A 25943-nucleotide genomic window follows, 5' to 3' on the forward strand; every position below is an offset into this window, starting at 1 on the left:
GGAACGAGGGAACTAACATGATTAAAGACGTTTTTGGGCTTATATATGCCGGCGAACAAAATATGAACTTAAGAGAACTGGTAATACTGCGGTCTGTAGGCGCTGTTCCAATTGCGGGAAGATATAGGGCGCTTGATTTTGTGCTTTCAAACATGGTCAATTCCAATATAAGGAACATAGGAATAATAGCGCAGAAAAACTATCATTCGCTTATGGACCATCTAGGTTCCGGCAAAGATTGGGACCTTAACCGAAAAAGCGATGGTTTATTTATACTTCCTCCGTTTGACACCAATGAAAACCGTGGATCGTATAGAGGGCTTTGCGACGCCGTCAAAGGCGCTATGAACTATATTGTAAGGACATCCCAAAAATACTGCTTGCTATGTGGCTCTTACACCATATATAACGAGACATACGATAGGCTGCTTGACTATCACATTAACAGCGGCGCAGACATAACGATGCTTTATAACGTAGAAGAAAACCCTGAATATACAGGTGAAAGATTCAAAGATACCCGTATTATAATGGACGATGAGACAGGCCGTGTAATAGATATGGAATTAAACCCATCCGTTCCCAGGTCTAACAAGATAGGAATGGATATCTACCTTATAAGAAAAGATTTGCTTGAATACCTGATAGAAGATGCCGTGTTGCACGGAAATTATAATTTTGTTATGGACGTGCTCATACCTAATATAAATTCACTCAAAATATACGCTATAGAGCATAAAGGTTATGTAGGGCGCCTGCATTCAGTCGCCGCATATTTCAAAATGAATATGGACTTTTTAAAAAATGATGTGCAGCAGGACCTGTTCTTGTCGGAAAATAGAATTTTTACTAAAATAAAAGACGAAGCTCCTGTTAAATTTAGCAAAGATGCAAAAATAAAAAATAGTTTTATCGCAAATGGGTGCATAATAAAAGGGGAGGTTGAAAACAGCATTATATTTAGAGGCGTTCATATAGATGAAGGCGTTTCAATAAAAAACTCTATAATAATGCAGGACAGCCATATTTCAAGCAACTGTAGTTTGGAGTATGTAATACTCGATAAAATAGTGCATATGCGTGAAGGCAGAAAGCTTATAGGAGACGAAAACTTCCCTGTAGTCATTAGAAAAGGAGCCATGGTGTGACAGAGATTGACAGTTTAAAAAACGGTGATACCATTAAAACAAAAGTCTTGTTTGTTGCGTCTGAATGTGTGCCGTTTGCAAAAAGCGGCGGTCTTGCCGATGTTACCGGCTCGCTGCCAAATAGTTTGGCCTCTTTAGGATATGATGTCAGGGTAATGATGCCTTTTCATAGAATATCCAAAAATGAATACGCAGATAAAACCAAGCATCTAACCAACTTCAACATAAATTTGGGATGGCGGACAAAATATGTAGGGGTAGAAGAATTAAGCATTAATAATGTTATATACTACTTTGTAGATAACGAATCCTATTTTGGCGACTGTATGTACAGAGGCGGAGATTCCGAAGGCGAGCAATATGCGTTTTTTACCAAGGCTGTTATTGAGTCCCTTTCCAAGATAGATTTTATACCAGATGTTTTAATAGCCAATGATTGGCACACAGCCATGCTGCCCATGCTTATAAAAACTCAATACGAAGAAGTATTCAAAGGAAAGATAAAAACCATTCTTTTAATACATAACCTTATGTATCAGGGCAGGTTTTCTCTTGATATGGTGGCTGATTGGCTTTCTATTGAACCTAGATATTTAACAGCAGATTTTTTAGAATACTACGGAGGGGCAAACTTTTTAAAAGCAGGATTGATTTTTGCAGACAGGCTTTTAACTGTAAGCCCGACTTATGCCTCTGAAATAATGTATGATTACTATGCCGAAGGCATGTCAGATATATTAAATCTGCGGCATAACGACCTGTACGGAATATTAAACGGCATCGATACAGACAAATTTAACCCAGAAAAAGATAAAAATATAATAGCCGAATATTCTAAAGAAGATATTTCGGGAAAATATATCAATAAAAGTGCTTTGATTGAAGAACTTTATTTAAACATAGATAAAGATGCTAAAATCATCTCAATGGTAAGCAGAATCACAGAACAAAAAGGGATAGACTTGATTTTAGATGTGATAAATGAAATAATGCAGGAAAACATAGCATTAGTGATTTTGGGAAGCGGCGAAAAAAGATACGAAGATGCGCTTAAAGAAGCAGCGGCAAATCATAACGGAAGAATGTGTTTTATATGCGAATATAACGATATCCTCGCACACAGGATATATGCCGGAAGTGACTTGCTGCTTATGCCGTCAAGGTTTGAACCTTGCGGGATATCCCAAATGATAGCACTAAGATACGGTACGCTGCCTATCGTTCGAGAAACAGGCGGCTTAAAAGATACCGTTAAACCATATAACGAATATACTGGAGACGGAAACGGTTTTTCTTTTACAAACTATAATGCGTACGATATGTTAAACACCATCAGATTTGCGCTTAAAGTGTTAAAAGATAAGCCGGTCCATATGTCTTTAATAAATAAGGCAATGTCCGAAGACAACAGCTTTCTTGCATCTGCAAAAAAATATGCACAGATAATTGACAATTTATTAAGTCGAAGCGAGGTAATTTCTTGTGAATAAAGTAGAAATCATTAAAAATAACATATCGCGCAAACTAAAGAGCAATTTCGGTAAAACCGTTAAAACTGCTACGTCGGAACAAATATACAAGGCATGCGCTCTTTGTATAAGGGATGATATCGTAGACGAATGGATGGAAGCAAATACAAAAGTCAAGACCCAGGGGTTAAAAAGGCTTTACTACATGTCCGCTGAGTTCTTGATGGGGCGAGCCTTGGTCAATAACATGATCAACATGCACTTGAAAGAGGATTATGCGGCAGCATTAAAGGATTTTGGCTTTACACTTGAAAACATAGAAGAACAGGAATCCGATGCAGGTCTTGGCAACGGAGGCTTGGGACGTTTAGCTGCGTGTTTTTTAGATTCGCTGGCAACTCTTGATTTACCTGCAACGGGCTGCGGCATACGTTATGAGTACGGGCTTTTTAAACAAAGGATCTTAGACGGCGAACAGGTGGAAATGGAAGACGATTGGATAGGAGACGGATATGTCTGGGAAATACAGGACCCTGAAGAACAGGTAGAAGTCCGCTTCGGAGGAGATATAGAGGAAAAATGGGAAGAAAACGGGCTTAATATCATACACAAAAACTATTATAAAGTATTTGCCATTCCGTGTGATATACCTGTCGTTGGATATGAGAGTAAAATGCCGGCAACTTTAAGGCTGTGGAGTGCAAGGGCAGAAAAGAATTTAGATCTAAACTACTTTAACCGCGGCGAATACATACGCTCTATGCAGGAAAAAGAATTATCCGAAGTCATATCCAAAGTTCTATACCCTGAAGACAACCATGAGCAAGGCAGGCAGCTTAGGTTAAAGCAGTTCTATTTCTTTACCTCTGCGACCATACAAAGTATTATAAAACAGCATAAAGCCACTTACGGAGACGTGCATACTCTTCCGGATTATGTCGTAATACAGATAAACGACACGCATCCAGCCATTGCTATTCCGGAGATGATGAGGGTTTTAATAGATGAAGAAAGGTTAAGCTGGGAAGAATCGTACGAAATAACGAGTAAAGTATTTAACTATACCAACCACACCATAATGTCAGAAGCGCTAGAGCGCTGGCCGGAGCAGATGTTTGAAAAGCTGCTCCCCAGGATATACCGCATTATTAAGACTATAAACGGCAGGTTCTGCGATATGTTATGGAACAAGTACCCGGGAGAATGGGACAAAATAAGCCGTATGTCTATAATCGCTTATGACGAAATAAGGATGGCCAATCTGTGTGTAGCAGTCTGCAATAAAGTCAACGGTGTATCTATGCTGCATGCGGATATATTAAAGACTAAAGTTTTCAGGGATTTTTATGTTACATTCCCGCAAAAGTTTTTAGGGATAACAAACGGAATCACGCACAGAAGATGGCTTGCTAAAGCCAATCCGCTTTTGACAGATTTAATAAAAGACTACATCGGAGACGGGTTTATAAAAGATTACCGCGAACTAAGCCGGTTAAAGGAATACGTAGACGACAGCAGGTTTTTAGAAGAGTTTGCAGCCATAAAAAAGGCTAATAAAAAACGTCTTGCCGAATATCTTTATAAAAAGCAGGGAGTAGTTTTAAATGAAAATGCCATTTTCGACGTTCAAGCAAAGAGACTTCACGAATATAAACGCCAGCTTTTAAAAGTAGTGCAGATACTTCATATATATAACAAGATCCTTGAAAAACCGGATAAAAATTGGACTCCTTGCTCATTTTTATTTGCTGCAAAAGCATCGCCTGGATATACAAAAGCCAAAAACATAATCCGGCTTATCAATGCCGTTGCAGCGCTCGTTAATAACGACCCTAAGACAAAAGATATTATACAAGTAGTCTTTATAGAAAATTATGGGGTTTCTACAGCAGAAATACTTATTCCCGCCGCTGAAATAAGCGAACAGATATCCACTGCAGGAAGGGAAGCATCCGGTACTGGCAACATGAAATTTATGTTAAACGGTGCAATAACGTTAGGAACCATGGACGGAGCTAATATAGAAATATACGATGCAGTAGGCCCAAACAACATATTTATATTTGGTGCCAGCATAGATGATATCAACTGCATGGAAAAGTTTAATTCGTATAAACCGGGAGAGATCTTTGAAAAAAACGAATCTTTAAGGAATGCGTTGACACGGCTTATAGACGGGACACTGCCGGTATCGCATGACAGACAGTTTTCGGATATATACCAGTCGCTTTTATTCGAAGACTATGATAAATCTGATAAATACTATTTATTATACGATTTTTCCTCTTATAACGAGGCTTTTTCTAATGCAATTGAAAAATATAATCAAAAGGATGAGTGGAATAAAATAGCGGCGATAAATACTGCGAGTGCAGGTATCTTTAGCTCGGATAGGTCTATTGAAGAATACAATAAATTTATTTGGAATTTACGTCCGCTAAAGTGATAGGGTTTTAACATGTTAGATGAATTAAATAAGATGGTATACCATAATTCTGCAAATCCGTCTTACCGTTACCCAATGGGGGCATGTAAAACAGGGGACAGCGTTCTTATCAGCATTAAAGTAAAGACTGGCGCTATAACATCTGCCAGCTTAATACTTAAAGGGCATGGCGGTGAAGAAAGTCTGCCTCTTGATAAAAAAGGAGATATGTGGGCATTAAACATAAAGCTGCCCGAAGATCCATGTGTCCTTTTTTATTATTTTTGCTTAAAAACAGATAATGAAACTTATTATTATGGAAGCGGACATAATAGGACAAGCGGCAGGGGATATGTGTATAGTGAAGTGCCATTAGGCTTTCAAATAACCGTCTTTTTAAAAGATTTTAAAACACCGGAATGGATGAAAAACGGAATAATGTATCAGATTTTCCCGGACAGGTTTAAAATGGGCGACCCGCTTTCAGTTAAATTGGGGGTTGAATACCACAGGAGTTTGGGAAGAAGGATCCGCCTTCATGAAAACTGGGATGAATACCCGGATTACACCTCATTGCCTGGAGAAGAATTCTATGTCCCAGACGACTACTTCGGAGGAGATCTTGATGGCATAGAACAGTCCCTTAATTATTTAAAACGGTTGGGTGTATCAATCATATACCTAAACCCGATATTCGAGGCAGATTCAAACCACCGGTACAATACTGCTAACTATTTCAAAATAGACCCGATTTTAGGGGGTTTAAAAAGCTTCAAAAAGCTAATAAACAGCGCGAAAGAAAAAAATATACACATAATCTTGGATGCGGTTTTTTCACATACAGGTGCAGACAGCATTTATTTTAATAAACTTGGGCGCTACCCTGCAAAAGGGGCATATCAAAGCACTGAATCGCAATACTATAGCTGGTATACATTTACGAAATTCCCGGACTCTTACAAAAGCTGGTGGGGGTTTAAAACGCTTCCCGAAGTAAATGAATTCGACCCAAACTGGCAGGAGACTGTCATAACCGGAAAGGGCAGCGTAGTATCTCACTGGATAAAACAGGGCGCAAGCGGATACCGGCTCGACGTTGCAGACGAACTTCCAGACAAAGTGATAGAATTAATCCGCGAAAGCGTAAAAAGCTCCTCTCAAGATAACGCTGTAATAGGGGAGGTCTGGGAAGACGCAACGACAAAAAGTAGCTACGGCAACCTAAGGACATATGCCCTTGGCAAAGGATTAGACAGCGTAATGAACTATCCTCTTAGAAATGCAATAGTTAATTTCTTGGAATATAAGTCTACATCAGATAACCTGGTGGATTTTTTGATATCACAGTGGCAGAACTATCCCCGTCCTATGTACTATGCTTTAATGAACATGCTGTCTACCCATGACATAGCAAGGATACGCACCGCCCTGGCGTCTAATTTAAATATAAAGCAGCTCACAACAAAGCAGCAAGCCGAATTTAATCTAACACCCGCTCAAAAATTTTTGGGTTCGGCTCTGGAGCGGCTTGCAGTTTCAATTATATATTCTCTTCCCGGAATGCCGTGTATATACTACGGAGATGAGACAGGTATGTGCGGTATGCTGGACCCATTTAACAGGGCAACGTATAGGCTGGAAGACGAAACCCTGCTTGAATTTTACCAAAATATCGGAGCCATCAGAAACACCCATGTAGCACTCAGGACCGGCAAGTGTTGTTTTGCCGCGTTAAACCAAAATGTAGTTGCCATATTGAGATGGGGCGATGAAACGGGTACAGCGTCAGATAAAAGGCCTAAAGAGGCGTTTTTAAGTGTTATAAACAGGTCTGCAAAAAAAGAATACGTAGTTTTTGATATTCAAAGCATCAGCCAATGTATTACGGATGAGGAAAAATCCTGCCTTTTAAGCGCAATGTATGAAAAAGCCGACTGTAAACTTACGTTAGAGTCGTTTAAAATAAAAGACGGGTTAATCGAATTGTCGATTAACCCAATAAGTGCATTGATTTTGGAATTTAAATGAATTTTTTATCATTTAGTAAGCTCATTTAAAAACTCGTTTACACTGCTTTTAAGCTCGGCAAACCTGTCATTCGCCTCCTTGGCAGTTTTCCCTCGTACATTTAAATACGATTTAAGCTTAGGCTCTGTTCCGGACGGGCGGATAATAAACCTTACGTCATCCATGTAAAATCCAAGCACGTCTGACTTTGGAAGGTCAATATGTGTCTTTTCATTTGTCTGACAGTCTGTGCATTCATTTAACAAATAGTCTTTAAACACATTAACTTTAAATTGGCCTATTTTTTTAGGGCACTCTTTACGCAAAGTCTCTACGGCAGCAAGTATCTTAGATTGCCCTTCTATACCACTTAAGGTTATGGACACTACCTCTTCTTTAAAATATCCATACTTCTCAAAAAGGCTGTTTAAAGCATCGTATAACGTCATATTCTTAGAAGCATAGTAGCATGCCGCTTCTACTACCAGCATAGAGGCAATAGCAGCGTCTTTATCACGTACGAATGTGCCGGCCAAAAACCCGTAACTTTCTTCAAACCCAAAAAGGAAAGTTCCTTTTTTCGTTTTAAGGCTTAAGTTTATCTGTTCTGCAATATATTTAAACCCTGTCAAAACTTCTCGCATTTCTACGCAGTAGTACTCTGCTATAACGTTTGCCATATTAGTAGACACGATAGACTTAACGGCAAATCCGTCTTTAACTTTTGATTTCTGGTTCTGCATCAAAATATAATCCAACAGTAAACAGCCTATTTGGTTGCCTGTTAAAAGTTTAAATTCATTTTCAGATTCACGAACTGCGATACCTAATCTGTCACAGTCAGGATCTGTTGCTAAAATCATATTAGCGCCTTTTTCGTTGGCAAGTTTAATAGCTAGGGAAAACGTATCCTTTTCTTCTGGATTCGGTGCCTTCACCGTTGGAAAATCCGGGTCCGGATATTTCTGCTCAGGGACAATATACACGTTTTTTATCCCGATTTTAGAAAGTATTGTATAGACTGGTATATTTCCTGTGCCGTGAAGCGGGGTATAGACTACTTTTAAAGAATCTGCCTGCTGCTTTATTATATCTAAGTCCATGCATAGGGAAACTACATTTTTAAAATATTCATTGTAAAGCTCTTCTCCGACATAGGTTAAAAGCCCGGATTTTAAAGCTTCTTCTTCGCTCAGTGGTTTTATAGAAAATATGTCTTTAATATCGTTTATGTAGCTCATGACTATATTGGCGTGTTCATTTGCAAGTTGGCCACCGTCCGCTCCATAAACCTTATAACCGTTATACTGTTTTGGGTTATGGCTGGCGGTAATTACGACACCCGCAGCGCATTTAAGTTTAATGACTGAGAAAGAAAGTATAGGTACACTGGTAAGCGTTTTAAATAGATAAGCCTTAATTCCATTAGAGGCGAGTACTAATGCTGTTTCAAGTGCAAATTCGTAGCTTTTATGGCGCGAATCATAAGCTATTACTACTCCTTCAGCGGCTTTATCAATAGAATTTATATAATCTGCCAACCCTTTAGTGGAACGCCTTACTGTAAAAATGTTCATCCTGTTGGTCCCAAGGCCTATAATTCCGCGCATACCGGCTGTACCAAATTCCAAATATTTATAGAAACTGTCCTTTAAAAGTTCCTTATCATTTTTAAGAATGGCGATATCTTTATCATATTCCGTGTTGAGCAGTGCTTTTTCCCACTCTGAAAATGCATCTAAATAATTCATTTAAGCCTCCAAAATATTAAAATTCGTCATAATATACATTCTACATTTTTATATAAAGTCCTTTCAGGATAATATTAATATATTATTAAACTTATAGCCATAACAATAAAGAGATTAATTTTAACAAATTAAATTGAAAAAATTCTTATAACTATGATAAAATATCTTTTATAGATAAAATAGATAAATTTTTTGTCTTAAAATATATTTTTTTAGGAGTTGCGGTTGTGGTAAAAAAGCATAAACTACGGCCTAGTAAAAGATTTTATATAATAGCGGTCATACTGGCAGCGCTGGCTGTTATTTTCCTGTGCCTTAATATGTTATTGCCAAAGACCGCTATAGTCACGCAGGGTGAAATAATGTTTGAAGATAGCTTCAATGGGGTGGTTGTACGTGATGAAAGCGTATACGAGGCAGAAAACTATGGTAAAGCTATCTTTATAGCCGAGGAAGGCTCCGCAGTTACAGTTGGGGAAGAAATTGCTGAAGTATATAAATGGGGCTATAATGAACAAACCATGGCCGATCTTATAGATATAAGAGAACAGATAATGGATTATCAGCTAAATACCCTTTTGAAAAATATAATAAACGTTAATCTGGCTGACTATAACAGTAAAATAGAGGATAAATCCATAGAGATAAGGCAAGTTATTTCCGGAGAAAAGGAGGGAAATCCAATAACGCTGGAACGGGAGCTGAGCGATTTAATGAATCAGCGAAGGGATTACCTAAATACTGCAGTGCCTCTCGATAATACCTTGTCCTCGCTTTACGATCAAGAAACTGCATTGGAAGAACGTATAAATGCCTGGAAAGTGTATATCTATGCGGAAGAAGAAAAAATCGTCAGCTTTTATTTTGACAAATATGAGTCTTTGATATCTACCGACAACATGGACAAATTAACTATAAGCAACATTAAAGAGATATTAAAAGGCTCAATTACAAATACATTAAGCAATACCGATTCTTCAAAGCCTCTATACAGGCTGGTCAATCAAAATGAGTGGTATGTAATAGTAATGGCAGACAAACAAAAAAATGAAATTACGGTAGATTCGCAATTCTCAGTTGTTTTTAAAAATATTTACGATAAACAATACACTGCGACAGTCGTTTCCGAACGTTCTGACCCTAAGGGATATATATACATTTTAAAAATAACCGATGACATAGGGGACTTGCTAAGTGCAAGAAGTGTAAATTTTTCTATGAAAAATACATTTTCAGGGCTTGTTGTGCCATCCGCTGCAGTTAAAACATCCGGAGATACCAATTACGTACAGGTTAAAACTGCAGATGATGTAATAGAAGTAAAGGTTAAGATCGTTGCTGAACAAAATAAAAAATCTATTGTTGAACCTTTAGAAGATAATCAAATATTGACAGCTAACGTTCAAGTGGTATACTAGAAATGAGTATTAAGAATAATTTGGAAATTGTATTAAGTAATATAAGCGATGCATGTGCGGCGGCAAACAGAAAATCAGATGAAGTTAAGCTGATCACCGTAACAAAGACCGTAGATATTGGCAGGATAAACGAGGCGGTAGATGCTGGGGCCTTAAATCTCGGCGAAAACCGTGTACAGGAATTTTTGTCCAAGGTAGAAAATGTGGATAACTCAGTGTCATGGCATATTATTGGACAAATGCAAACGAATAAGGTAAAATACATCATAGATAAAATTAAATTATTACATTCAGTGGACAGGATAGAGCTTTTTGCCGAGATAGAAAAACAATGTGAAAAAAGGCAAACGTCTCTTGACGTATTAGTAGAAGTTAATCTATCTGGGGAGCAGACAAAAGCAGGTGTTAAACCGCAATTGCTAGACAAGCTCTTAGAAGATAGTGTAAATTATAAAAGAGTTAAGGTAAAGGGGTTTATGACGATAGCACCTTTATCGACAGATAACGAAACGGCTAGGCCGTATTTCGCTAAATTAAGAAAGATAAGCGATAAGTATTCTCGCATCAAGACAGATAACTTTGAAACGGGAATCTTATCAATGGGAATGTCGGCAGATTTTAGAGCCGCAATAATGGAGGGTTCAAATATGGTCAGGATTGGCACTGCCATATTTGGTAGCAGATAAATACTACTACACCTAAAACAACAAAATAAAGGAAGGGGAACTTATATTATGTCAGGAGGATTTTTCAACAAACTACTGAATATTGTTGGTTTTGAAGACGTGGAGGAAGATGATGTAATGATGGATAAGGAACAGGATGAATACGAAGAATTTGAACAGCAAGAAGAAATGTATGAAGAAACACGCCCAAGCAACAAAAGACGTGGAGGAAAAATAGTAGGCTTGCCTACATCTGCCTCTGGAAATAAGTTGAGCATGATAGTTTATCAACCAAGCACAAACGAAGATACTCAAAACATTATCGACAACATCAAAGCTAGAAAGCCGGTCATAGTAAACTTAGATGACCTAGATACAGATGTTGCGCAACGTGTACTTGATTTCTTAAGTGGTGCGATTTACGCGCTTAACGGCAATATTAAAAAGGTTGCAAGAAGTATTTTCGTAGTTGCACCGAGCAATGTTGATATAGCATCTAACGAAGGTGAATCAGACCGTAATCACGACTTTGAAGATTGATTCTTGAAAGTTAAAGACAGGGTAAGGGGATATTAATATGGCTATTTCACCAAAAGATATATATGAGAAAAAATTTAAATCTTCGTTTAGAGGTTACAGTGAGAAGGAAGTAGACGAGTTTTTAGACAAAATAATTGTCGAATTTCAATCTATTATCATGGAACGCGACGAATGTTTAAAGGAACTCGAACAGTTAAAAAGCACTTCTGAAGAAAGCAAAAATAAGAATTTATCTGCGGATGCCGCTATAGCAGACAAGCTTTTATCAGCACAGAAATCCGCTGATCTTATTTTAAAGCAATCTAAAAATGCCGGTAAATTCATCATAGAAGATGCGCAGAAAAAAGCGCAGAAATTTATCGATATAATAAACCTGCAAGTTTTGGATGCGAAATGCAACATACAGGCTCTTAAAAATTTAACTGTAGATTATAAAGCTAATTTTCAAAGGTTTTTAACGGAACAAGTCGATGCATTTAACGACCATTATACCAAAATTATGGAGATATTCGACAATGCCGGTTCTCTTGATGAGCCTAACGACTCTGTTCGTATCTCCGAAATTTCAGACATGAAAAATACTATAGATGTCGATGCTATTGAAGATCTGTTAAAACCAAAAGATGATACCATAGATATAGAATCTACTATCGGTGAAAGTGTACCAACTAAAGCGCCTGAAAGCCCAGCTGAAAACACTGAGCCGAAAACCGAGAGCGTTAAAGAAGAACCTTCAGAAGAATACAAAGCTGACGACGAAATTTTGTCACAGGTCAGCAGCGGTAATATCGTCTGGGAGGATGAAGAACCCCAAAACGAAGAACAAGGTTATTCACTAAAAACCGATGAAGAACAAGAAGAGTTGAAAAAACTAATAGATGAAATAATAGGTGATTAATAAATTAAAAAATACGCTTTAAAGCGTATTTTTTTTTATCAATAATTAATAATATAAATATGAAAATCACTAAAAAAGCATTTTGCTCATTAAACCAAAAAGTAAACGAGCTGCTTTTGATGTTGGAAAAAATGAAGCTCGTAGAATATCTTTCGCATTTGAACCGGCCAAGAAGAATTATCTGGGTAAATTTCTTAGGTGGTTTAGCGCGTGGCTTTGGCTCGGCTATTGGCTTTATTCTTTTGGGAGCTCTGTTTATTTATATCTTGCAGCAAATAGTCTTAAGTAATATCCCGGCGATAGGGGAATTCGTTGCGAAAATCATGAATATCGCTAATCAACACAGGTAGAATTGGCAATATAAAAATTTTTTAATCTGTGATATAATATTTTTAAAAAAACATCATGGAGATAAATATGTTGTCAGCTGTTATAATCGTAATCGGCATCGCAATAGACCAAATAACTAAAATTGCCATTATAAACTGGCTCTCACCACTACCTTCAAAAACCTATACTGTAATCGACGGGGTTTTAAGTTTTTCATACTGCAAAAACACCGGCATTTCATTCAGCTTTTTAGATAATATACCCACTGTCTTATTGGTGGTTTTGATACTGATGATTTTAATCGGAACCATTATATGCTTAATCAAATTTAAAAAAGAAGGCCGTTTATTTTCTATTGGTCTTGCATTTATAATTAGTGGGGCCGTAGGTAACTTGCTTGACAGGATATTTAGAATAATAGAACTGGACGGCGTTTCAAAAGGATATGTAGTAGATTTTATACGTTTTGACTTTATGACATTTCCCGTATTCAATTTTGCGGATATTTGTATAACCACAGGCACTTGCCTGCTTATTATCTATGGCATCATAGAGATGAAAAAAGAATTTAAAAAAAAGAAGCTATTAAAACAAAATGGCAAATGATTTAACTATAGAAAAAAGAACAATACTTAGCAATGATTTAACTATAGAAAAAAGAACAATACTTAGCGCTGAGACTATAAGGCTAGATACCTATTTGGCCCAAGAGTTTAAAGACTATTCACGTTCTTTTTTTAAAACGCTTATTTTAGATGAGCGCGTTTATGTAAACGGTAATATAGCCAAGGCCAACCATAAGCTGCGTGAAGGCGATGAGGTTGAAGTCCGCTTTAAAAAGCCGCAGGAAATAGATTTAACGCCGGTAAATATTCCGTTTGACATAGTTTATGAAGATGAATATTTAGCAGTAATCAATAAGCCCAAGGGGCTGGTGGTGCATCCTGCGGCCGGCAACTATACGAATACACTTGTCAACGCCCTGCTCTATAAAATAAAAGACTTATCAGGCATAAACGGCGAAATACGCCCGGGAATAGTGCACCGCTTAGATAAGGATACTTCAGGGCTCATGCTTATAGCCAAAAACGATTTTGCACATAAGTCCTTAGCCGACCAGATAAAAAACAAGACTGCAAGCAGAAAATACTTGGCCATAGTTCACGGCAACATAAAAGAAGACGAGTTTACAGTAGATAAACCCATTGGCAGGAGTAGGTCGGACAGGAAAAAGATGGGTATAGTATCTAACGGCAGAAATGCAGTAACGCATTTTAAAGTGCTTAATCGGTTTATAAACTATACTTTAGTAGAGGCACAGCTCGAAACCGGGCGGACGCACCAGATAAGGGTACATCTAAAAAGTATTGGGCATCCTGCCGCAGGGGACAAGGTTTATGGCCCTAAGTCCGTCGCGCTTACAAAAACAGGGCAGCTTTTACATGCGTACCAGATAACTTTTTTACACCCTAAGACAAATGAAAAGATGACATTTACAGCCAAACCTGAAAAAGAATTTGAAAAAGTTCTTAATGATTTAAGAAAAAGTAATAAATAGTTAATAAATTTTTGTGGACAAAGCTCAATACATGTGCTATTATTAAATAAAAATTTTCCTTTAAATTGGTACAGAGATACCGGTAAGGTTATAAATGAGTATATTTATGTATGTTTAACCTTGCCGAAAAGCAAGGTTTTTTTTTGAGAAAGGTTTGCCTTATGAATGAAAAAGCTTATATAATGGATGAACAGGCAGTGTTTCGAGCGCTAAAACGCATGTCACATGAAATAATCGAAAGCAATAACGGCGTAGACAACCTTGCACTGATCGGCATACAAAGAAGAGGCGTGGTTTTAGCTAAGGCAATACGAAATTATATAAAGGAATTTGAAGGTGCTACAGTGGACATGGGGGTACTGGATATAACGTTTTATAGAGACGACTTATCATTAACAGCAGTACATCCGGTATTAAATTCTACGGATATTACTTTTGATATTAATAACAAAAATATAGTTTTAGTTGACGACGTGTTATTTACAGGAAGGACGGCAAGGGCTGCAATGGAAGCAATAATAGACCTTGGGCGTCCTAAATTTATAAAACTGGCCGCCCTTATCGACAGAGGGCACAGGGAGCTCCCGATAAGAGCTGATTTTATCGGTAAAAATGTCCCTACTGCGACAAATGAAATAGTTTGTGTTATGGTTAATGAATTCGACGGTAAAACAGGCGTTTATATTGAGAAAAAAGAAAATTAAAGCTTACATCGTATTGTAAGCTTTTTTATAAACAAAAATATTAAAATGGTGGTTATATGAAACTTTCATCAAAAGATCTGTTAGGGCTTAAAGATCTGTCAAAAGAAGAAATAGTGCTTATTTTAGACACGGCCACAACTATGAAAGGCCTTTTAAAAGGCAACGCTAAAAAAATGCCGCATCTTCAGGGCAAGTCTATTATTACACTGTTTTATGAAAACAGCACCCGTACAAAGACTTCATTTGAACTTGCCGGAAAATTTTTGGGGGCTTCGATGAGCAGTATATCCGCTTCCGCTTCAAGCGTCCAAAAAGGCGAGAACCTGATCGATACGGGAAAGACGCTGGATGCAATGGCAACGGATATAATCATAATGCGCCATCCGATGTCCGGCTCTGCTGCGCTTTTGTCTCAGTATGTCTCGGCAGGAATAGTCAATGCCGGAGACGGCATGAACGAACACCCGACGCAAGCACTTTTGGACATGTATACTATGAGGGAAAAATACGGGAATCTGGAGGGCTTAAACGTCTCTATATTCGGCGATGTGCTGCATAGCCGCGTAGCCAGGAGCAACCTGTGGGGGCTATCCAAGCTGGGAGCAAACGTAACGTTTTGCGCTCCTTATACCTTTTTGCCAAAAGATATAGATAAAACTAAAGCTAAAATCACATCGGATAAATTCGCGGCTGCAAAAGGAGCGGACGTTTTAATGGGTCTTAGGATCCAAAAAGAAAGGCAGTCCGGTGGGTTGTTCCCATCCGCAAGTGAATACAATGCTAAATTCGGCATAGACACCGAAGTTTTAAAACTTGCTAAAAAAGATGCGATAGTCATGCACCCGGGCCCAGTTAACCGCGGAATCGAGATAACGTCTGAAGTGGCAGACTCAAGCCAATCTGTGATAAACGAACAGGTTACAAACGGGCTTGCGGTTAGAATGGCTCTACTATACCTTTTAACTCGGAGGAATATAAATGAGAATATTGATTAAAAACGGTACTTTAATAAACCCCATGGGAAAAATCAGCGGAGACGCAGACATTTTAATCAATGGTTCTTCAGTTGAAAAGATAGGCAAAAATATAAATACCGCTGCTGATAAAGTCATCGACGCTAAAGGAATGCACGTTTTCCCGGCTTTCAACGATATGCACTGCCATCTGCGCGACCCAGGGCAAGAATACAAAGAAGACATAATTTCAGGCACCAAAGCGGCAGTTGCCGGGGGCTTTGCCTCCGTTGCATGCATGCCGAACACGGTTCCCGTTATAGATAACGCTGCACTTATATCCTACATAGTAAATAAAGCAGACCAAAGCGGGTATTGCAAAGTATATCCCATAGGTGCGGTAACCAAAGGGCAAGACGGCAGTGAACTTGCTGAAATGGCAGCTATGATAGATGTCGGCGCCGTCGCTTTTTCAGACGATGGGCACCCCGTCTTAAATGGCAGGATTATGAAAAACGCGCTTCTTTACGCAAAGAGCTTTGGCGCTTTAATAATATCCCACTGTGAGGACTTAAGCATAAGGGGAGAAGGCGTTATGAACGAAGGGTACTACTCCACAATTCTTGGCTTAAAAGGCATATCAGCATCTGCAGAAGAAGCAATGGTAGCAAGGGAAGCCTTGCTGGCACGTGATACTGATTCTAAAGTCCATATAGCGCATATATCTACAAAAGGCTCGGTTGAAATAATACGCCTTGCCAAGAAAAACGGTATTTCAGTCACATGCGAAACATGCCCGCACTACTTCAGCATGGACGATTCTTGGGTAAAATCTACTGACGCAAATACCAAAGTTAACCCTCCGCTTAGGAGTAAAGAGGATGTTTCCGCGATAATCGAGGGGTTAAAAGACGGAACTATAGATGCAATAGCAACGGATCACGCTCCTCACCATAGGGATGAAAAACTAATTGAATACGACATGGCAGCATTTGGCCTGTCCGGGCTTGAAACGGCATTTTCTTTGGCAATAACGAACCTTTACAATAAAAAGGCACTTACACTTAACGAAATAACAATGCTTTTATCCTATAACCCGGCCAAGCTTCTAAATGTAGAAGGCGGTACCGTTGAAGAAGGTAAATCCGCCGACATAACCATAGGAGATTTAAACGAAAGTTATATCCTAAGCGAAGAAAATATGTACTCAAAGGGCAAAAATACGCCGCTTATAGGCAAAGAATTAACGGGGCGGATAAAATACACGATAGTTAACGGAAAAATAGTTTTTGAAAACGGAAACATAAAATAAGCAGGAGAAATAAATGCGAATAGACGACCTTATCGTAAAAATTAAAGATACCAAATGCCCGGTTTGCTTGGGACTGGACACTGCATATGAATACCTGCCCGAAGGCTTTTTAAAAAGCGGCGGTAATGCATTTAAAAAAGCGGCGGCCGGAATCTTTGACTTTAACAAAGGCATAATCGATGCAACTTGCGATTTGATACCCTCTGTAAAAGTACAGGTAGCATACTATGAAAAATACGGAGTCAGCGGTATGCAGGCCTTCTTTGATACTATTGAATATGCGAAGAAAAAAGGGCTTATAGCAATAGCCGACATCAAAAGGAACGACATCGGCGCAACGGCTACAGCATATGCAAACGCATATTTAGACGGCACAGATATAGACGGGGAAGATGTGCTAGCTTTTGATGCCGATTTTATAACAGTAAACGCATACCTTGGCGCAGACGGCATCAAACCTTTTATAGATGCATGTAAAAAGACCGGAAAAGGTCTTTTCTGCCTGGTAAAGACATCTAATCCATCTTCCGGAGAATTTCAGGACCTTACGGTAAACGGCAAACACTTATATGAGCTGGTCGGCGAAAAAGTAAGCGAGTGGGGAAAAGACCTTATTGGAAAATATGGGTTTTCGTCTGTCGGCGCAGTCGTTGGGGCTACTTATCCGAAACAGGCCAGCGAGCTTAGAAAGCTTATGCCAAAATCATTTTTCTTGATACCGGGATACGGTGCTCAGGGGGCAAGTGCAGACGATATAGTAGCAAGCTTTGATAAAGACGGCCTTGGTGGGATTATAAATTCCTCCCGAGCTATATTACTTGCATATAGAAAAGATAAATATCCAAACCTAAGTTTTGATAAAGCCGCAAGGCAGGCGGTTATAGACATGAGAGAGGACATACTGTCTAGTTTTAACAAGAATAAGATAAACTTATAAGTTTTTTAGGAGATGATACAAATGGCTTACTTAACATTAGAGGACGGAACGGTATACAGCGGCACCTCGTTCGGCGCAAAGACAAATGCTTTCGGCGAAGTCGTTTTCAATACCGGGATGACAGGCTACCAAGAAGTTTTGACAGACCCGTCGTATTGCGGGCAGATAGTCACTATGACTTATCCGCTTATCGGCAACTACGGCGTAAATGTTGAAGATGCGGAATCTAAAAAGCCGCAGGTGAGAGGCTTTATCGTGCGGGAGATGTGTGAAAACCCAAGCAACTGGAGAAGCGAAAAGCCCCTTGAAGAGTACTTGATCGAAAACGATATACCAGGAATTCAGGGAATCGATACGCGCGCCTTGACAAGGAAGATAAGGGAATTCGGCACGATGCGCGGGCTTATTTCTCAGGAGATGCCAACAAAAGAGGATATAGAAGAAATAAACGAATATTCCTTTTCAAATCCTGTCGATATAGTAACATGCAAGAAGCCATATAAATTGGGGACAGGCAAAAGCGATAAAAAAGTTGCGGTTTTAGACTTTGGGCTTAAACAAAATATATTAAGAAGCCTTTTAAGAAGAGGCCTAGATATCTGCGTTTATCCAGCCAAGACCTCTACCGAAGAGATATTAAAAGGCGGCTACTCCGGCCTGATGCTGACAAATGGGCCCGGAGACCCCAAGGACAATGAAGAAGTTATTGAAAATATAAGAAAGCTTTATGGTAAGCTGCCCATTTTCGGTATATGCCTCGGGCACCAGCTCTTGGCCTTAGCAGCAGGTGCTGACACTAAGAAATTAAAATACGGGCATAGGGGGGCTAACCACCCGGTTAAAGATTTAAAACGCGACAGGGTGTATATAACCTCTCAGAACCACGGTTATACGATAGTTGAGGATGGCCTCCCTAAAAATATGGAGGTTAGCCATATAAACCTAAACGATAAAACTATTGAGGGCATTAAATTCACCGATGCGCCCGTCTTCTCCGTGCAGTTTCACCCCGAAGCATCGCCGGGGCCTGAAGATACAGCGTATTTATTCGATGAATTTGTTAAATTGATGAACGAAAGGTAAGCAACATGCCAAGAAAAAAAGATATACGAAAAGTACTGGTTATTGGATCTGGCCCTATCATTATCGGCCAAGCTGCGGAATTTGACTATGCAGGCACCCAGGCCTGCCGTGCACTTAGGGAAGATGGGGTCCAAGTCGTTTTAATTAATTCAAACCCTGCAACGATAATGACGGATACGGCCATTGCAGATAAAGTTTATATAGAACCTTTAAACGTAGAGGTAATAAAAAATATAATTTCAATAAATAAGCCGGATGGATTACTTGCAACATTGGGCGGGCAGACCGGCTTGAACCTCGCCATGGAGCTGTTTGAATCCGGCTTTTTAGAAGAACAAAACGTCTCTCTTCTCGGAACTAACATAGAGTCTATAAAAAAGGCGGAAGACAGGGAAGAGTTTAAAAAACTGATGCAGGAGATAGGCGAGCCTGTTATAGACAGCGTCATCATATCCAAAGTTGAGGAAGCACTTGACTTTGCGGGCAAAGCAGGCTATCCGCTGGTTATCCGCCCTGCATATACCCTTGGCGGCACAGGCGGCGGCATCGCATACAATGAAGACGAGCTTATAGAAATCACCAGGACGGGGCTAGACGCAAGCCGCGTTACGCAGGTTTTATTGGAAAAATGCGTTTCAGGGTATAAAGAAATAGAATACGAAGTTATAAGGGATGCAAAAGGCAACTGCATTACCGTTTGCAACATGGAAAATATAGACCCGGTCGGCATACATACAGGGGACAGTATAGTCGTTGCTCCTTCGCAGACTCTAAGGGATAAAGAATACCAGCTGCTTAGAAGCGCAGCTATAAAGATAATTAATGCCCTGAAGATAGAAGGCGGATGCAACGTACAGTTCGCCCTTGATACGGACAGTATGAAGTACTACGTTATAGAAGTTAATCCAAGGGTCAGCCGTTCTTCTGCGCTTGCTTCAAAAGCAACGGGGTACCCGATAGCTAAGATAGCTACCAAGATAGCTATAGGCTATGGGCTAGATGAGATCTTAAATGCGGTTACAGGCAAAACTTATGCTTGTTTCGAGCCGACACTAGACTATGTAGTAGTAAAATTCCCTCGCTGGCCTTTTGATAAGTTTACTACGGCAGACAAAACGCTTGGCACCAAAATGAAGGCGACAGGGGAAGTAATGTCCATAGGCTCTAATTTTGAGGCGGCTTTCTTAAAGGCAGTCCGCTCCCTTGAGCTTAATTTTTACTCTATGGAATTTCCGATTGCAGAAAAATTAAGCAAAGACGAATTGATTGAAAATATCAAAAAGCAGGATGACGAACGCATATTCTTTATAGCCCAGGCTATACGCCTAGGCATTTCGCTTGAGGAATTATTTGATATCACCAAAATAGACATGTGGTATCTAAACAAATTTAAAAATATAATAAAACTTGAAGAACAGGCCAAAAAGATGTCTTTTAAAGACCTGGATAAAGACACTCTACTTGAATATAAGAAACTAGGTTTTTCAGACTTTGCACTTGCCAAATGGTTTAAAACATCTGAAGATGAAATTCGCGCTTTAAAGAAAAAGAAAAACATCTGGCCTTCATATAAGATGGTAGACACCTGCGGAGCCGAATTTGATGCTGTAAGCCCTTATTACTACTCTACATATGAGCATGAAAATGAGGCCGCTAAAACTAAAAACAAAACCGTAGTAGTTTTAGGCTCCGGCCCTATACGTATCGGCCAGGGCGTAGAATTCGACTATTGTTCGGTCCACTGCGTCATGGAGCTTAGAAAATTAGGTTTTGACACAGTTATCATAAACAACAACCCTGAAACGGTCTCAACTGATTTCGATACATCAGACAGGCTTTATTTTGAGCCGCTAACGTCTGAAGAAGTGCTAAACGTATTAGAACAGGAAAATCCTTTCGGTGTCGTGGTGCAGTTCGGCGGACAGACGGCAATAAAACTTGCAAAGGCAGTTAAAGACCATGGATACAGTATCTTAGGTACTTCTCTTGAAAATATAAACGCCGCAGAAGACAGGAAGGAATTCGACGCGCTTCTAGAAAGGCTAAATATCAAACGCCCGAAAGGAAAGACGGTATTTACCGAAGACGAAGCTGTTGCAGCAGCTAAAGAGCTTACATATCCGGTACTTGTCCGCCCCTCATACGTCTTGGGTGGCCAGGGCATGGAAATAGCCTGGGATGAAAAGGGTATAAGGGAATATATGCGTATAATATCTCGCGTCCATCAGGAACACCCTATTTTAGTCGACAAGTATATGCTGGGCAAAGAAGTGGAAATAGACGCGATATGCGATGGGGAGGATATCCTTATTCCAGGGATAATGGAACATATAGAAAGGGCAGGCGTACATTCTGGAGACAGCATATCAGTCTATCCACCTAAGACGCTTTCCTCAAAACAGCAGCAGAGGCTTAAAGACATAACAGAGCAAATCGCTCTGGCGCTTAATGTAAAAGGTCTTGTGAATATACAGTTTATAATCTACAACAATGACATATACATCATTGAAGTCAACCCGCGTTCCAGCCGTACCGTACCTTATTTAAGCAAAGTAACGCTGGTTCCTATGATCGAGCTTGCCGTTAGGTCTTCTCTTGGCGAATCTTTAAAAGACATGGGATATGGAACAGGCATCTACCCAAAGAGAGGGATAACGGCAGTTAAAGTACCGGTATTCTCATTTGAAAAACTTCCGGACCTAGAAGTTACTTTGGGTCCTGAGATGAAGTCTACCGGCGAAGTGCTGGGTATCTCAAAAGATTATTCAGAAGCTTTATTAAAAGGACTTATGGCTGCCGGCCTTTCTTTCCCGACAGTCGGCGGAGCAGTGTTATTGACAGTTGCAGACAATGATAAACAGGAGCTGCTGCCTTTGGCCGCTATAATCAACTATTTAGGTTATGATATATATGCAACACCGGGAACGGCAAACCTGCTTAATTTTAATTATATACCTGCAAACAGTGTAAATAAGATAAGTGAAAAATCGCCCAACATAAAAGACCTTATAAAGAGTGGAAAGATAAAGTTCATTATAAACACGCCGACAAAGGGTAGAGATGCCAAAAGAGACGGATTTAGGATAAGAAGGATGGCAGTTGAGAGAAGGATCCCTTGCTTTACGTCGCTTGATACGGCACGCGCCCTTCTTGAGAGCATGAAACTTGAAAAAACGGAAAAAGATATAGTACCAATTAGCCTGGATGAAATAAGGGAGATAGAAAATGGCTAAAATGATATGCGCCTCAGTGTTTCATAACAAGCGTATCGCAAAAGATATCTTTGAATTAAAGATGTACTCTAGCGATCTTAAAAATATAGGCTTTGTCCCGGGGCAGTTTGTTAATATAAAGATACCAGACAGCCCTGACCTAATGCTTTTAAGGCCAATGAGCATAAACTCTTATGACGCCTTAAACGGTTTTGTTACGTGCGTTTACCAAATAGCAGGGGAGGGGACGCGCAGGCTATCGTATATTCATCCAAAAGACAATATAGACATATTGCTGCCGCTTGGAAACGGCTTTAACATAAAGCAAAGTTATAAAAAGATACTTTTAATCGGCGGCGGAGTCGGTGTGTCGCCTCTAAGGGCGGTTGCCGAAACTAAAAAGGCCTCCTTTGATGCGGTATTAGGCTTTAAGTCTAAAGATTACGCCTGCCAGTTAGATGAATTTAGCAATTTAACTGATAATTTGATAATTGCAACGGAAGACGGCAGTATGGGCGTAAAAGGGTTTGTCACCGATGCGCTAAACACTGTAAAAGAAACCGAATACGACGCTGTCTTTATATGCGGGCCTCGGCCTATGGCCGGCGCTCTTAAGAGATATTTTTCAGCCAGCAAGCTAAAAGAGATATTCATCTCAATGGAAGAAAGAATGGGGTGCGGAACCGGCGGATGTGCGGTCTGCGCTTGTAAAATAAAAAGGGACGGGCACGAAACTTATTTAAAGGTATGCAAAGACGGCCCGGTATTTTCCCTGTCCGAGGTGGTATTATGAGCGTTGATATGTCTGTTGAATTTTTAGGATGCACTTTTTCAAACCCTATAGTAGCTGCATCCGGTACATTTGGCTTTGCCAAAGAATATGCGGATTATTTTGATTTGTCGCTTATAGGCGGAGTATCGCTAAAAGCGCTTACTTACAATGAAACCATAGGAAACCCTCCGCCGAGGATAGCAGAAGTTAACAGCGGTATTATAAACAGCGTAGGGCTGCAAAACCCGGGCGTAAAAGCTTTTGTTAAAGACATATGGCCAAATATATCCAAAATAAAAACAGTTAAAATAGCCAACATTTCAGGCTTCAGCAAGGAAGATTACCTAAACGTTATAGAAGAATTAAATAATTGCGACATAGATTTATATGAGTTAAACATATCTTGCCCAAATGTGGCGCACGGCGGCGCGTTTTTCGGCAGAGACGAAAAAAAGGCTTATGAAATAGTCAGTGCTGCGAAGAAAAAGGCGGCTAAGCCGCTTATCGTAAAGCTTATGCCTATTTTGCCTTCGTTGGATGCCGTTGCCATAGCGGCTGAGGAAGCGGGAGCAGATGCGCTCTCTTTGATAAACACTCTGCCTGCAATGGCAATAGACGCAAAAAGCAAAAGGCCGGTTTTGGGAAATGTAACCGGCGGCTTATCCGGCCCTGCAATAAAGCCTGTTGCCTTAAAGCTTGTATACGAAGTCTCTAAATGCGTGAAGATCCCTATAATCGGGGGCGGGGGAGTCTTTTCCGGCGAAGATGCGGCCGAGTTCATGCTGGCTGGCGCCTCGCTCGTATCGGCAGGCACGGCTACTCTTGCAGACCCGTATGCCGTATTAAGGATAGTTGATGAATTAAGAAAATACGCTTTAAGCCAAGGTGTAAAACAAATAAAAGAATTAACAAACGCATTGATAGTGGGGTAACATTATATGACTAACGAACAAAAAATTAAAATTTTAAAAGAAATTGAAGTAATGCTGGAAGGGCACTTTTTGCTGACATCCGGCCGCCATTCCGACAAGTATATGCAGTGCGCTAAATTATTTCAGTATCCTAAATATGCCGAAATGTTCGCAAAAGATTTATGCGAGAATTTCAGAAATGATAAAATAGATGTTGTAGTTGGGCCTGCCGTTGGCGGAATTATCCTTGCATACGAAGTATCGCGCCAATTGGATGTGAAAAACGTATTTGCAGAAAGGGAAAACGGTGAAATGTGCCTGCGGCGCGGTTTTGAAGTGCTGCCCGGGCAAAACGTATTGATAGTAGAGGACGTTGTTACAACAGGTGGCTCTGTTAAAGAAGTAATATCTTTAATGAAAGAATTAGGGGCAAACATCTTAGGAGTCGGTAGCGTTGTAGACAGAAGCGCCGGCAAGACGGATTTTGGCTATCCGTTTTTTGCGGTGCTATCTATGGAGGTAAAATCCTACGCACCTGAAGAATGCCCAATTTGCAAAAAAAATCTACCGCTGGTTAAACCCGGCAGTAGAAATTTAAAATAACTGGTCTTATAAATCTAACATCTGCGAAATAGTGTTTATAGCTAAAGCTGTATCGTCGCTGTTTACGCAGATGGAGATTTTAGTTTCGGATGTAGCTATTAATAGGGCAGATATCTTGTTCTGGGTGAATGCCCCTAAAACTTTTGCAGCTACACCAGATTGTTTAGCCATTCCTTCGCCTTCAACCGTTATCTTCGATACGTTGTTGATAGTAAAGATTTGGCTTTTATTTATCTGCTTTTTAATTATCTCAACAGCCTTGTTTAAATCACTTTTCTTTAAGGTGAACGCAATATCAACTATATCATTTTTAGGCGGAGATTGCGTTATTATATCTACAAATATCTCCTCGGCTGCTATTGCACAAAAGATATCCGATATGCATTTGGGTTTAAATGGCATACCGGTTATAGAACACTATAGCTTGATCTACATCGCAAAAAACGTTTGTAAGTTCGCTTTGTTCGGCTAAAATATCTTTCATACCATAAAGCCCCGGAGCTTTTTCAGAGATAAACTTAGCAGCGCGAATAGCTCCAACGGCAAATATCTGCTTTGAAATAGCAAAGTGGTTTATTTCCAAAATCTCATCGTTACCAAAGAACTTGACTTGATGCTCTCCCGGTACAGTACCACCGCGTACTGAATGTATGCCTATTTCATGGTTGGTTCTTTTATCGTTTCTTGAGTGGCGGCCATACGTATAGTCCATAGTGTTTAAATACGCCTCATTTATACTGTTGGCGATAGATAAGGCCGTCCCGCTAGGGGAATCTACTTTTTGATTGTGGTGGGTCTCTATTATTTCAACGTCGTAAGAATACCCCAGAAAAGAAGCAGCCTTTTTGCAAAGTTCCATCTGCAAGTTAACGCCAAGCGACATGTTAGACGCCATAAATATGGGTATAATGTTAGACGCTTCCTCTATTATTGCCAGTTCGTCTGCATTGAAACCTGTCGTTGCAATTACAATGGACATATTTTTACGTTTACAGTATTCAATGTTGTTTGGCAAAGCCTCTGGACGTGAAAAATCTATTAATACATCGGCAGGCAAATCACATTCATTTATATTTTCATATACGGGGAATGGATTTTTATGCGCTGACGTAAATCTGTCTATTCCGGCTATAACTGCAATATTTTCGTTAACAGATATCGTATTTGCCAACACCTGGCCCATCTTGCCGTTAACTCCGTTTAAAATAACTCTAATCATATGTTTTCTCCACTGTTAATCTAATTTT

General features: G+C 39.7%; 23 protein-coding genes. 20 read left to right on the forward strand and 3 right to left on the reverse strand.

The genetic code is table 11. The features are described from left to right. Positions 1–17: 17 nt before the first annotated feature. The 4 genes from glgD to R2876_03295 are packed head-to-tail and all read left to right on the forward strand — an operon-like array spanning position 18 to position 7070. Complete coding sequence (gene glgD, locus R2876_03280) at positions 18–1148, forward strand: glucose-1-phosphate adenylyltransferase subunit GlgD (protein MEZ4357640.1); 1131 nt, start codon at positions 18–20, stop codon at positions 1146–1148. Next, positions 1145–2638: a glycogen/starch synthase gene (locus tag R2876_03285; protein MEZ4357641.1), complete on the forward strand. Its 1494-nt coding sequence runs from the start codon at positions 1145–1147 to the stop codon at positions 2636–2638. Before glgD ends, R2876_03285 begins: the two co-directional genes overlap by 4 nt. Next, on the forward strand, positions 2631–5063 hold the full coding sequence (locus tag R2876_03290; protein ID MEZ4357642.1) for a glycogen/starch/alpha-glucan phosphorylase: 2433 nt from the start codon (positions 2631–2633) through the stop codon (positions 5061–5063). The genes R2876_03285 and R2876_03290 overlap by 8 nt, the downstream gene beginning before the upstream one ends. 12 nt (positions 5064–5075) lie before the next feature. Then, the gene (locus tag R2876_03295; protein MEZ4357643.1) at positions 5076–7070 is read left to right on the forward strand and encodes a glycoside hydrolase family 13 protein; all 1995 of its coding nucleotides are present in this window, start codon (positions 5076–5078) and stop codon (positions 7068–7070) included. Positions 7071–7078: 8 nt separating this feature from the next. Here R2876_03295 and R2876_03300 read toward each other — a convergent pair whose 3' ends face one another. Beyond that, positions 7079–8800, reverse strand: coding sequence for a phospho-sugar mutase (locus R2876_03300; protein ID MEZ4357644.1), 1722 nt, complete (start codon positions 8798–8800; stop codon positions 7079–7081). 227 nt (positions 8801–9027) lie between these two features. On the opposite strand from R2876_03300, the gene R2876_03305 reads away from it, so the two are divergent. The 16 genes from R2876_03305 to pyrE all read left to right on the forward strand — a co-directional run bounded on the left by R2876_03305 (position 9028) and on the right by pyrE (position 24696). Beyond that, on the forward strand, positions 9028–10218 hold the full coding sequence (locus tag R2876_03305) for an HlyD family efflux transporter periplasmic adaptor subunit (protein ID MEZ4357645.1): 1191 nt from the start codon (positions 9028–9030) through the stop codon (positions 10216–10218). A 2-nt stretch (positions 10219–10220) separates the two neighbouring features. Continuing rightward, positions 10221–10904 carry a YggS family pyridoxal phosphate-dependent enzyme gene (locus R2876_03310; GenBank protein MEZ4357646.1) on the forward strand — a complete coding sequence of 228 codons (684 nt, stop codon included), beginning with the start codon at positions 10221–10223 and terminating at the stop codon, positions 10902–10904. Between the two features lie 117 nt (positions 10905–11021). After that, a complete protein-coding gene (gene sepF / locus R2876_03315; protein MEZ4357647.1) occupies positions 11022–11423 on the forward strand; it encodes a cell division protein SepF in 402 nt (133 codons plus the stop codon). A 37-nt stretch (positions 11424–11460) separates the two neighbouring features. Beyond that, positions 11461–12321, forward strand: a complete 861-nt coding sequence (locus tag R2876_03320) for a DivIVA domain-containing protein (protein ID MEZ4357648.1) — start codon at positions 11461–11463, stop codon at positions 12319–12321. 59 nt (positions 12322–12380) lie between these two features. Next, positions 12381–12671, forward strand: coding sequence for a DUF5665 domain-containing protein (locus R2876_03325; GenBank protein ID MEZ4357649.1), 291 nt, complete (start codon positions 12381–12383; stop codon positions 12669–12671). 67 nt (positions 12672–12738) lie between these two features. Continuing rightward, positions 12739–13257 (forward strand): signal peptidase II, encoded by a 519-nt coding sequence (gene lspA, locus R2876_03330; protein ID MEZ4357650.1) that lies wholly within the window; start codon positions 12739–12741, stop codon positions 13255–13257. Next, positions 13247–14209, forward strand: coding sequence for an RluA family pseudouridine synthase (locus R2876_03335; protein MEZ4357651.1), 963 nt, complete (start codon positions 13247–13249; stop codon positions 14207–14209). Before lspA ends, R2876_03335 begins: the two co-directional genes overlap by 11 nt. Positions 14210–14370: 161 nt before the next feature. Next, positions 14371–14913, forward strand: a complete 543-nt coding sequence (gene pyrR, locus R2876_03340; protein ID MEZ4357652.1) for a bifunctional pyr operon transcriptional regulator/uracil phosphoribosyltransferase PyrR — start codon at positions 14371–14373, stop codon at positions 14911–14913. A gap of 56 nt (positions 14914–14969) precedes the next feature. Then, the gene (locus R2876_03345; protein MEZ4357653.1) at positions 14970–15908 is read left to right on the forward strand and encodes an aspartate carbamoyltransferase catalytic subunit; all 939 of its coding nucleotides are present in this window, start codon (positions 14970–14972) and stop codon (positions 15906–15908) included. Then, positions 15892–17178: a dihydroorotase gene (locus R2876_03350; GenBank protein MEZ4357654.1), complete on the forward strand. Its 1287-nt coding sequence runs from the start codon at positions 15892–15894 to the stop codon at positions 17176–17178. Before R2876_03345 ends, R2876_03350 begins: the two co-directional genes overlap by 17 nt. 13 nt (positions 17179–17191) lie before the next feature. Further along, positions 17192–18115, forward strand: coding sequence for an orotidine-5'-phosphate decarboxylase (pyrF, locus tag R2876_03355; protein MEZ4357655.1), 924 nt, complete (start codon positions 17192–17194; stop codon positions 18113–18115). A gap of 21 nt (positions 18116–18136) precedes the next feature. Continuing rightward, entirely contained in the window at positions 18137–19198 is a 1062-nt protein-coding gene (locus tag R2876_03360) for a carbamoyl phosphate synthase small subunit (protein MEZ4357656.1), read from the forward strand. 5 nt (positions 19199–19203) lie between these two features. Beyond that, on the forward strand, positions 19204–22431 hold the full coding sequence (gene carB, locus R2876_03365) for a carbamoyl-phosphate synthase large subunit (protein MEZ4357657.1): 3228 nt from the start codon (positions 19204–19206) through the stop codon (positions 22429–22431). Then, complete coding sequence (locus R2876_03370; GenBank protein MEZ4357658.1) at positions 22424–23203, forward strand: dihydroorotate dehydrogenase electron transfer subunit; 780 nt, start codon at positions 22424–22426, stop codon at positions 23201–23203. The genes carB and R2876_03370 overlap by 8 nt, the downstream gene beginning before the upstream one ends. Next, complete coding sequence (locus tag R2876_03375; protein ID MEZ4357659.1) at positions 23200–24114, forward strand: dihydroorotate dehydrogenase; 915 nt, start codon at positions 23200–23202, stop codon at positions 24112–24114. The genes R2876_03370 and R2876_03375 overlap by 4 nt, the downstream gene beginning before the upstream one ends. A 6-nt stretch (positions 24115–24120) precedes the next feature. Next, a complete protein-coding gene (gene pyrE / locus R2876_03380) occupies positions 24121–24696 on the forward strand; it encodes an orotate phosphoribosyltransferase (protein MEZ4357660.1) in 576 nt (191 codons plus the stop codon). A 6-nt stretch (positions 24697–24702) separates the two neighbouring features. On the opposite strand, the gene R2876_03385 is transcribed toward pyrE, so the two are convergent. After that, positions 24703–25098, reverse strand: a complete 396-nt coding sequence (locus tag R2876_03385) for an ACT domain-containing protein (protein ID MEZ4357661.1) — start codon at positions 25096–25098, stop codon at positions 24703–24705. Then, entirely contained in the window at positions 25088–25915 is an 828-nt protein-coding gene (gene dapB / locus R2876_03390) for a 4-hydroxy-tetrahydrodipicolinate reductase (protein MEZ4357662.1), read from the reverse strand. The genes R2876_03385 and dapB overlap by 11 nt, the downstream gene beginning before the upstream one ends. Positions 25916–25943 lie beyond the last annotated feature (28 nt).

This window comes from Eubacteriales bacterium, assembly GCA_041390245.1.
In the GTDB taxonomy this organism is placed as follows: Bacteria; Bacillota; Clostridia; order Christensenellales; family JAWKQI01; genus JAWKQI01.

Bases quoted from the DNA above. Each gene is read 5' to 3' on its own strand.
- glgD (MEZ4357640.1), top strand. From the start codon at position 18: ATGATTAAAGACGTTTTTGGGCTTATATATGCCGGCGAACAAAATATG.
- R2876_03295 (MEZ4357643.1), top strand. From the start codon at position 5,076: ATGTTAGATGAATTAAATAAGATGGTATACCATAATTCTGCAAATCCG.
- R2876_03300 (MEZ4357644.1), bottom strand. From the start codon at position 8,800: ATGAATTATTTAGATGCATTTTCAGAGTGGGAAAAAGCACTGCTCAAC.
- R2876_03310 (MEZ4357646.1), top strand. From the start codon at position 10,221: ATGAGTATTAAGAATAATTTGGAAATTGTATTAAGTAATATAAGCGAT.
- sepF (MEZ4357647.1), top strand. From the start codon at position 11,022: ATGATGGATAAGGAACAGGATGAATACGAAGAATTTGAACAGCAAGAA.
- R2876_03320 (MEZ4357648.1), top strand. From the start codon at position 11,461: ATGGCTATTTCACCAAAAGATATATATGAGAAAAAATTTAAATCTTCG.
- R2876_03325 (MEZ4357649.1), top strand. From the start codon at position 12,381: ATGAAAATCACTAAAAAAGCATTTTGCTCATTAAACCAAAAAGTAAAC.
- lspA (MEZ4357650.1), top strand. From the start codon at position 12,739: ATGTTGTCAGCTGTTATAATCGTAATCGGCATCGCAATAGACCAAATA.
- R2876_03335 (MEZ4357651.1), top strand. From the start codon at position 13,247: ATGGCAAATGATTTAACTATAGAAAAAAGAACAATACTTAGCAATGAT.
- pyrR (MEZ4357652.1), top strand. From the start codon at position 14,371: ATGAATGAAAAAGCTTATATAATGGATGAACAGGCAGTGTTTCGAGCG.
- R2876_03345 (MEZ4357653.1), top strand. From the start codon at position 14,970: ATGAAACTTTCATCAAAAGATCTGTTAGGGCTTAAAGATCTGTCAAAA.
- R2876_03350 (MEZ4357654.1), top strand. From the start codon at position 15,892: ATGAGAATATTGATTAAAAACGGTACTTTAATAAACCCCATGGGAAAA.
- pyrF (MEZ4357655.1), top strand. From the start codon at position 17,192: ATGCGAATAGACGACCTTATCGTAAAAATTAAAGATACCAAATGCCCG.
- R2876_03360 (MEZ4357656.1), top strand. From the start codon at position 18,137: ATGGCTTACTTAACATTAGAGGACGGAACGGTATACAGCGGCACCTCG.
- carB (MEZ4357657.1), top strand. From the start codon at position 19,204: ATGCCAAGAAAAAAAGATATACGAAAAGTACTGGTTATTGGATCTGGC.
- R2876_03370 (MEZ4357658.1), top strand. From the start codon at position 22,424: ATGGCTAAAATGATATGCGCCTCAGTGTTTCATAACAAGCGTATCGCA.
- R2876_03375 (MEZ4357659.1), top strand. From the start codon at position 23,200: ATGAGCGTTGATATGTCTGTTGAATTTTTAGGATGCACTTTTTCAAAC.
- pyrE (MEZ4357660.1), top strand. From the start codon at position 24,121: ATGACTAACGAACAAAAAATTAAAATTTTAAAAGAAATTGAAGTAATG.
- R2876_03385 (MEZ4357661.1), bottom strand. From the start codon at position 25,098: ATGCCATTTAAACCCAAATGCATATCGGATATCTTTTGTGCAATAGCA.
- dapB (MEZ4357662.1), bottom strand. From the start codon at position 25,915: ATGATTAGAGTTATTTTAAACGGAGTTAACGGCAAGATGGGCCAGGTG.